We start from the raw sequence: 8837 nt of genomic DNA on the forward strand, positions 1-8837 counted from the left end.
GTACTGCGCCTCCCACATCTGGTGCTGACCTACGTCGGTGACGATGATGGTCTCGGTCTCGCGGCCCGCGGCTACAGCTTCGCGCCAGATGTCATGAATGACGTGCGCGGCATAGAGGTGTCCGTTGTCGGGCAGGTTGACGATATCGCGGACCGCAGCCTCGCCCTTGCTGGCGTTGATCTGCTTCAGCCATGCCGCATCGCTGGATGCGGGCAGCATGGGCAGCAGGGTCAGCAGAACCTCACGCAGATCGCCGATAAGCGCAACGTCTACCTTGACGTTCTTGTTGATCTCCGACGGATCGATCTCGATGTGAATCTTCTTCGCATTTTGCGCGTAGCTGGCGAGATTGCCGGTGACGCGGTCGTCGAAGCGCATACCGAAGGCCAGAAGGAGATCGGCTTCCTGGATGGCATTGTTTACCCACGACTCACCGTGCATGCCCATCATGCCCAGCGATAGCGGATGTGAGGCAGGGAAGCTGCCCAGGCCCAGCAGCGTGCTGGCCACAGGGATATGCATGCGCTCCGCAAAGGCGATCACCTCGGCCTCTGCACCAGACTGGTTGATGCCATGGCCGGCAAGGATGACGGGCTTCTTCGCGTTTTTGATGAGTTCGATGGCCTGCAGTATGGCACCGGACTCGGCGCGAAGCATCGGGTGCGGTCGCGCGGGCGGCGGCGCAGCGTCTTCGAAGTTGAAGATGCAGGAGGCCTGCTGCGCGTCCTTGGTGATGTCGACCAGCACCGGTCCGGGGCGTCCGTCCTGTGCAATCTGGAAGGCAAGGCGAACCATGGGAGCGATATCTTCAGCGCGCGTCACCAGGAAGTTGTGTTTGGTGACTGGCAGCGTGATGCCGGTGATATCAACTTCCTGGAAGGCATCGGAGCCCAGTACCTTCGAGGAGACCTGACCGGTGATGGCGACCATCGGAATCGAATCGAGCATCGCGGTTGCGAGACCGGTCACAAGATTGGTGGCGCCGGGGCCGGAGGTGGCCATGCAGACGCCAACCTTGCCGGAGGCGCGGGCATAGCCGTCTGCCATGTGCGAGGCGCCCTGTTCGTGGCGAACCAGCACATGGTGAATGGGGAACTTGCGTAGAGCGTCATAGATGGGGAGGATGGCGCCGCCAGGATAGCCGAATACCGTAGATACACCCTCGCCTACCAGGGTGGCCCAAAGAATTTCGGAGCCGGTGAGCGTGGTGTTACGGATGGCATCGATGGTGTCGGTCATATTTCCTCCTTACAGCGGTAATGCATTCAGACGGTTGAAACAACGGTTGCAAGGTATAGCTCGGCTGCCCCGGACAGAGGCAGCCGAGAAGAAGCACTTAGCTGGTTACTGCTCCAACGCTCGCGCTGGAGACGGAGTTGGCGTACTTGGCAAAGACACCGCGCTTGTACCGAGCCTCCGGAGCCTTGAACTCCTTCAACCGGGCCGCCATCTCTTCGTCACTGATCTCGAGCGTAAGCTTGCGGTTCGGAATATCGAAGGTGATCAGATCTCCTTCACGAACTGCAGCGATCGGTCCGCCGAGCTGCGCCTCAGGAGCGACGTGGCCGGCCATCAGGCCGCGAGTCGCACCGGAGAAGCGTCCATCGGTCAGCAGGGCAACGGTCTCGGAGAGCTCCGGAATGCCCTTGATGGCGGCGGTGACGGCCAGCATCTCGCGCATGCCCGGACCGCCCTTCGGTCCTTCATAGCGAATGACGCAGACATCGTTCGGTTTGATCTGTCCCGCCTCAACCGCGGCGAAGCAGAGATCTTCCGAGTTGAAGACGCGTGCCGGGCCCTGGTGATAGATGCGCTCGTGGCCGGCCACCTTGATGACGCAGCCCTCGGGCGCGAGGTTGCCCTTCAGGATCACGAGACCACCGGTCTTCTTCAGCGGCTTGTCGACCGGATAGATCACAGGCTGGCCTGGAGTCTCGACAGCTTCCTGCGACTCTTCGGCGAGCGTCTTGCCGGTAACGGTGATGGTGTCGCCCTTGATCAGGCCGGCGTCGAGCAGACGCTTGGCCAGCACACGCGAACCGCCGGCTTCCTGGTAGTCCTTCGCAGCATACTTGCCGCCCGGGGACATATCGCAGATGTGCGGCGTGCGCTCGCTGATACGGTCGAAGTCTTCCATCGTGATCGGGATCTTCAGCTCATGTGCGATCGCGATCAGGTGGAGCACCGCATTGGTCGAGCCGCCCGAAGCGGCGACGGCAGCGATTGAATCCTCAATGGACTGCTTGGTGAGGATCTGCGAAGGCTTGATGCCTGCTTCGGCCAGCTTCATCATCAGCTTGCCGGCCTCGCGGGAGGCGTGAGCCTTCTCCGCCGACATAGCCGGCACTCCGGTTAACTGAATGGGCGAGATGCCGAGGAACTCACCGGCCATGGCCATGGTGTTCGCGGTGAACTGTCCACCGCAGGCGCCGGGGCCGGGACAGGCAGCCGCTTCAACAGCCTCAAGCTGGTCGTCACTGATCTTGCCGGCTGCGTGCGAGCCGATCGCCTCAAAGACGCTAAGGATGGTGATTTCTTTGGTGGAACCGTCTGCCTGCGGTAGCTTGCCGGGCATGATCGATCCGCCGTAGAGCATCATGCCGGGGATATCGAGACGCGCCAGCGCCATGATGGCCGCGGGCATGTTCTTATCGCAGCCGGCGATACAGACCAGGCCGTCAAAGCTGTTACCGCGGGCTACGAGTTCGATAGAGTCGGCGATGACCTCACGCGAGATGAGCGAGGCCTTCATGCCCTCGGTGCCCATGGTGATGCCGTCCGAGATGGTGACGGTGTTGAACTCCATCGGTGTGCCGCCGGCCTCACGGATGCCCTGTTTTACGGCCTCGGCTACCTGGCGAAGGTGGAAGTTGCAGGGGCCGATCTCGGTCCAGGTATTGGCGATACCGATGATGGGCTTGTGCAGATCCTCTTTACTGAAGCCCACGCCGCGCAGGTAGGAACGGGCAGCGGCACGGTTGGGGCCTTCAGTCAGAACGACGGAATTCTTCTTTGCTGGGCTGAGTTTCTCGCTCACAATCTTCCTTCTTTACGCGGTTGCGGTCTTGGGTGCAGACCAGAATTCGTTGTCGTGTTTCGCTTCAAACTTGTCCAGTGCTTCGCCGTGGCGCAGCGTCAGGCCGATATCGTCCAGTCCGTTCAACAGACATTCCTTGCGGAAGGGATCGATCTCGAAGCGAGCCTTGAATCCCTGTGCATCGGTAACTGTCTGTGCTTCGAGATCGACGGTGACCTGATAACCGGGCGTTTGTGCGCGCTGCATCAGCGTGTTGACCTCGTCGTCCGTAAGGCGCGCGAGAACGATGCCGTTCTTGCCTGCGTTCGAGAAGAAGATGTCGGCAAAGGTCGGCGCAATCACGGCGCGGAAGCCATAGTCGCTTAGCGCCCAGGCGGCGTGCTCGCGTGAGCTGCCGCAGCCGAAGTTCTTGCCGGCCAGCAGAATCTCCGCACCTTTGTACTGCGGGGCATTCATCACGAACTCGGGGTTCGGCATGACAGAGTCGGGCACGTCAAGTTCGTACCGCCAGTCGAAGAACAGAAACTCACCGTAGCCGGTGCGCTCAATGCGCTTGAGGAACTGCTTGGGAATGATCTGGTCGGTATCGACGTTCGCGCGGTCAAGAGGTACGGCAATCGAAGTGATCCTGGTAAAGGGCTGCATTAGTTCTTGCCTCCGTTGTTCGGCCAGTTGCGCACATCGGTGAAGTGGCYGGCGATCGCCGCCGCGGCCGCCATCTGCGGCGAAACCAGGTGCGTGCGTCCGCCACGGCCCTGACGGCCTTCGAAGTTGCGGTTCGAGGTCGAGGCGCAGCGCTCGCCCGGCGACAGAATGTCAGGGTTCATGCCCAGGCACATGGAGCAACCCGGTTCACGCCACTCAAAGCCCGCATCCTTGAAGATCTTGTCCAGACCTTCTTCCTCAGCCTGCCTCTTCACAGCCTGCGAGCCCGGAACCACCATCGCGGAGACGGTAGCAGCAACGTGACGGCCCTTTACGATCTGAGCGGCGGCGCGCAGGTCTTCAATGCGTCCGTTAGTGCAGGAGCCCAGGAAGACACGGTCGATGTTGATCTGCTCGATCGGCGTGCCGGCCTTCAGGCCCATGTATTCCAGTGCCCGCTCGTAGCCCTTGCGGTCGATCTCGTTGGTCGCATCGTCCGGAGAAGGAACCTTGCCCTCAATGCTGGTCACCATGCCGGGTGAGGTGCCCCAGCTTACCGTCGGTGTAATTTGGGCGGCGTCGATGTGCAGCTCGCGATCGAAGACCGCGCCTTCGTCTGTGGGCAGCGACTTCCAGTGRGCCACAGCCTCATCCCACGCCTTGCCAGTGGGCGAGAAGCGACGGCCCATCAGGTAAGCAAAGGTCGTCTCGTCAGGAGCGATCATGCCGGCACGTGCACCGGCTTCGATGCTCATGTTGCAGATGGTCATGCGGCCTTCCATCGAGAGAGCACGAATGGCCGAACCTGCGTACTCGACCGCATAGCCGGTCGCACCGTCAGTACCGATCAGGCCGATGATGTGAAGGATGATGTCCTTCGCCGTCACGCCGTAGGGAAGCGTGCCATCGACGGTAATACGGAAGGTCTTCGGCTTTGACTGCGACAGTGTCTGCGTGGCCATCACGTGCTCCACCTCAGAGGTGCCGATACCGAACGCCAGAGCGCCAAAAGCGCCGTGGGTCGAGGTGTGCGAGTCGCCGCAGACGATGGTCATGCCCGGCTTGGTCGCGCCCAGCTCCGGCCCGATCATGTGCACGATGCCCTGCGAGGCATCCTGCACATCGAAGAACTCGATGCCGAAGTCCTTGCAGTTCTTACGCAGCGCGTTGACCTGTGCGGCCGAGGTCTGGTCGAGGATATGCAGACGGTCCTCCGCCGAGGTCGTTGGAACGTTGTGATCGACCGTGGCGATATGACGGTCAGGACGGCGCAGCTTACGTCCCGCCAGGCGCAGACCGTCGAAGGCCTGCGGTGAGGTGACCTCGTGCACGAGCTGCAGATCGATATAGATCAGCGGTGGCTCACCTTCCGGTGAGGCGACGAGGTGGTTGTTCCAGACTTTCTCAAACATCGTTTGCGGCATTGCGAGTTCCTCGATAAAACAGATCCCTGCGGGATGACTAAAGTTTGATGGCGTCGAGTACGGCCTTGCTCATCTCGCCGGTCGATACCTTCTTGCGGCGCTTCTGCGCCAGCTCAAATGCGATCTTCGCGACGCGGGCTACCTCGGCCTCGCTGTAGACCATGGTGTTGTGCGCCAGCTTCTTGTCCTTATCCCACCAGCGCGGCTCGCCGAAGTAGAGACCGCCAAGCAGCTCGCGGACGAAGAGGATGTCAGTCCCTTCCGTCACCTCAGCACGCAGCGGAGAGTTGTCGGCTAGTGGCTTGTAAGCAACAGAGGGGCGAAGGTTGGCATAGCCACCCAGCTCCGCGCGGATCTTCAGCAGGCCCGCCTCGGGGCGCTGGCTCGGCGGATAGTTGTTGAACTTGTTATGGCCTACGGCGCCCAGCAGGGCTGCATCGCACTTGAGTGTTGCCGCAAGCGTCGCTTCCGGCAGCGGAGAGCCGTCCGCATCGATGGCCACGCCCCCGATGCGCAGATCTTCATAGTTAAAGGTGTGGCCGCCATGCTTCGCCACAGCGTTCAGCACGTTCAGTGCTTCGTTTGTAACTTCAGGGCCGATACCGTCGCCGGCCAGGACTGCAATCTTGAGGTTCATTCGTTCCTTTGACACTTTCGTAGTCTCCGGACCCACCCTGACGTTGCGAGGGCGAGGCACCCGGCGGTTCAAGATTCATGGAAGCGGTTTTTGCCGCTCCGTTACGGAATGACGGCAAACACAGGGTTATACCGCCGGAGCGGACTCCGCTTCGAGCAGCGCGACGATGTCCTGGTCGTAGATCGATTTCTTGCGGTCCGCCAGCGCCGTGAAGCGGTGATAGATCTCGTCAATCTGCTCGCGGTTGAAGTTATAGCCCAGCTCCTTCAGCTTCTGCTCCAGGCCACGGCGGCCGCTGTGCTTGCCCAGCACAATGGTGTTCGCCACAACGCCAAACGAAGCCGGCGTCATAATCTCGTACGTCAGCGGATTGGCCAGCACACCGTGCTGATGAATGCCGCTGGCGTGCGCAAAGGCATTCTTACCAACGATCGCCTTGTTGGGCGAGGGCGTGAAGCTGATGATCTGGTCCAGGGCCTTGCTGGTGGCGCCAATCTGCTTCAGATCGAGGCTGCTGGTGAAGGGGTACTGATCTTTGCGGATCGATAGAATGGCCGCGACCTCCTCCAGTGCGGCATTGCCGGCGCGCTCGCCGATGCCGTGCATGGAGACTTCGATCTGACGCGCGCCACCGAGGATGCCGCTGATCGTGTTAATTGTCGCCAGCCCCAGATCATCGTGGCAGTGCGTGGAGAAGATCACCTGTGAGCTGCTGGGCACGCGTGCGCGAACCGTCTCAAACATCGTCTGATACTCAGACGGTGTCGAATAACCGACCGTGTCTGGAAGATTGATGGTGGTTGCGCCGGCCTGGATAGCAATCTCCACCATCTTGCACAGGTAGTCGATGTCAGAGCGGGTGGCGTCTTCGGCGGAGAACTCCACGTCCTCGCAGTGCGATTTGGCCAGAGCCACCATCTCACCCACTTGGTCCAGAGCCTGCTGGCGGCTGATGCGAAGTTTCACTTCCAGGTGCAGATCGGAAGAAGCAAGAAAGGTATGAATTCTATTCCGCGCCGCCGGGGCAACGGCACGAGCTACCGCCTCGATGTCGTCGCGTTTGCAGCGGGCCAGACCGGCGATACGGGGACTCTTGCCGTCGCGGCCAACTTCGCGCGCGATCGAGTGCACGGACTGGAAGTCACCGTCGGAGGCGATAGGGAAACCGGCTTCAATGATGTCCACACCCAGCAGAGCTAGCTGATGTGCGAACCGAAGCTTCTCGTCGTGGTGCATCGTGCATCCCGGCGACTGTTCGCCGTCCCGCAGCGTGGTATCGAAAAAGAGAACGCGATCGTTGGTCGACATACTTGGCCTTACACCTCTGCTTCCGGTTATGATAAACCCCACTTATCGAGCGAGTCTGGTCGATTAGTACTTCTAATACCCTAATAAGCGAGCCGCCGTGGACCTCTTTCAGATGGAAACCTTCCTCGCCGTTGCCGAGGAGAAAAGCTTCTCTCGTGCCGCACTGCGCCTTCACCGCACCCAGCCGGCGGTAAGCCAGGTGATCGGCAAACTGGAGGCGGAGCTGGGCGAATCGCTCTTTGAGCGCCAGACCGGCTCACTGACTGACGCCGGCGAGGTGCTGCGCGAGTACGCCGTCAAGCTCGTCAATCTCCGCGACGAGGCGGGTTCGGCATTGAAGGAGCTTCGTTCACTGCATCGCGGCCGTTTGCTGCTGGCGGCGAATGAGTACACCTGTCTCTGCCTGCTTCCGCTCATCCACGAGTACACCCGGCGCCATCCGAATGTAAAGGTGGAGGTACAGCGGTCGCTTGCCAGCCGTATCGGCGACGACGTGCTGGCCAATTCGGTCGAACTTGGAGTCTTGAGTTTTCAGCCCTCCGACCCTCAACTCCGTTCCGTGGTGATCTTCCGTGWCGAGCTGGTCTGCGTGGTCAGCCCCAATCATTCGCTGGCAAAAGAAGGTATGGCGTCCGTGAAGGAGCTTGGCCGCGAGCGTTTTGTCGCACACAATATTGCCTCGCCGCAGCGGCAACGAGTCTTTCAGGCGTTTGCCYAGCACCGGACCAAGCTCCCAATCTGGGTTGAGCTTCCGTCTCTGGACGCGATCAAGCGATTCGTGGCGATGGGCAACGGTGTGGCCTTATCTCCAAAGTTGACTGTCGCTTCTGAGCTGCGAATGGGCTCACTGGTGGAGGTAAAGGCCCGCGAGCTGAACTTCGAGCGCAAGCTTCGCGTGGTGTATCGCAAGCAAACCGCTCTGTCCCATACCAGCTCGAGATGATGAAAACCCGGCTGAACCTGTCCGAGGACCAGACAGCTAAGGTCAAGGACTTTATGGCCGAACGCGACAAGAAGATGATGGATCTGCGTTCGAGCGGCGGCGACATGGAGACCATGCGCCCGAAGATGATGGAGATCCWGAAGGATTACTCCGACAAGGTCAAAGGCATTCTGACCGACGACCAAAAGAAGACCTATGAAGAGATGCAGTCGCAGATGCGCGGCGGCGGACGCCCCGGCCCACCGCCTCAGCAATAGAGCCTTTCCTCGTGGTGTAGTGTAGGGCTTCCCCATCTATGGGCGTTTTCCGCAATGAAAATGCCGCTGTATGCTCTTTCGGGATACCCAGCAACGGGGGAAAACGCTCTAAATCTTCCTCATCATGAAAGACTGAGGGCCAGGCAGCAAACGCTTCCTGGCCCTCGAGGTCTTTTGGGATCGTCGAAATTTACGCGTATCGCTTCTGATGCCATTCCCAGGCGGAGGCGACGATCTGGTCCAGCTCTGGAAAGTTCGGTTTCCAACCGAGCTCACTCTTAATCTTGTCCGAACTGGCGACCAGAACCGCGGGATCTCCTGGGCGGCGCGGTTCCTCGATCACGGCAATCGGCTGACCGGTGACGCGGCGTGCCGATTCAATCACCTGGCGCACGGTAAATCCCTGTCCGCTTCCGAGGTTGAAGATGTGGTGGCCGGGCTGTTCGAGCGCCTTGAGCGCCAGGATGTGCGCTTCGGCCAGATCCTGGACATGAATATAGTCGCGGACGCAGGTACCGTCCGCAGTGGAATAGTCCTGTCCGTAGATCTTGATCGACTGGCGACGGCCGAGGGCAACGTCCAGAAT

Annotated in this window: 9 protein-coding genes; 2 read left to right on the forward strand and 7 right to left on the reverse strand. The window is 60.4% G+C overall.

Features of this window, described 5'->3' with window-relative positions; translation table 11 throughout:
* The 6 genes from AB4043_RS13625 to AB4043_RS13650 all read right to left on the reverse strand — a co-directional run.
* Positions 1–1239, reverse strand: a 1239-nt coding sequence (locus AB4043_RS13625; protein ID WP_442307277.1) for a thiamine pyrophosphate-binding protein, incomplete at its 3' end; no start/stop codon positions are given.
* A gap of 97 nt (positions 1240–1336) precedes the next feature.
* Positions 1337–3037: a dihydroxy-acid dehydratase gene (gene ilvD, locus AB4043_RS13630; protein ID WP_442300806.1), complete on the reverse strand. Its 1701-nt coding sequence runs from the start codon at positions 3035–3037 to the stop codon at positions 1337–1339.
* Positions 3038–3049: 12 nt separating this feature from the next.
* Positions 3050–3682, reverse strand: a complete 633-nt coding sequence (gene leuD / locus AB4043_RS13635; RefSeq protein WP_442300807.1) for a 3-isopropylmalate dehydratase small subunit — start codon at positions 3680–3682, stop codon at positions 3050–3052.
* Entirely contained in the window at positions 3682–5106 is a 1425-nt protein-coding gene (gene leuC, locus AB4043_RS13640) for a 3-isopropylmalate dehydratase large subunit (RefSeq protein WP_442307278.1), read from the reverse strand. The genes leuD and leuC overlap by 1 nt, the downstream gene beginning before the upstream one ends.
* A 37-nt stretch (positions 5107–5143) precedes the next feature.
* Positions 5144–5743, reverse strand: coding sequence for an isocitrate/isopropylmalate family dehydrogenase (locus tag AB4043_RS13645; protein ID WP_442307279.1), 600 nt, complete (start codon positions 5741–5743; stop codon positions 5144–5146).
* Positions 5744–5869: 126 nt separating this feature from the next.
* Positions 5870–7051 (reverse strand): 2-isopropylmalate synthase, encoded by a 1182-nt coding sequence (locus AB4043_RS13650; protein WP_442300810.1) that lies wholly within the window; start codon positions 7049–7051, stop codon positions 5870–5872.
* Between the two features lie 97 nt (positions 7052–7148).
* Between AB4043_RS13650 and AB4043_RS13655 the strand changes: the two genes are divergently transcribed.
* Both AB4043_RS13655 and AB4043_RS13660 read left to right on the forward strand, forming a co-directional pair.
* A complete protein-coding gene (locus AB4043_RS13655; RefSeq protein ID WP_442307280.1) occupies positions 7149–7994 on the forward strand; it encodes a LysR family transcriptional regulator in 846 nt (281 codons plus the stop codon).
* Complete coding sequence (locus AB4043_RS13660; RefSeq protein ID WP_442307281.1) at positions 7991–8251, forward strand: hypothetical protein; 261 nt, start codon at positions 7991–7993, stop codon at positions 8249–8251. The genes AB4043_RS13655 and AB4043_RS13660 overlap by 4 nt, the downstream gene beginning before the upstream one ends.
* A 190-nt stretch (positions 8252–8441) precedes the next feature.
* On the opposite strand, the gene AB4043_RS13665 is transcribed toward AB4043_RS13660, so the two are convergent.
* Positions 8442–8837, reverse strand: a 396-nt coding sequence (locus tag AB4043_RS13665) for a GDP-mannose 4,6-dehydratase (protein WP_442307282.1), incomplete at its 5' end; no start/stop codon positions are given.

Origin of the sequence: Terriglobus sp. YAF25, from assembly GCF_052113305.1 — a bacterium.
GTDB lineage: Bacteria > Acidobacteriota > Terriglobia > Terriglobales > Acidobacteriaceae > Terriglobus.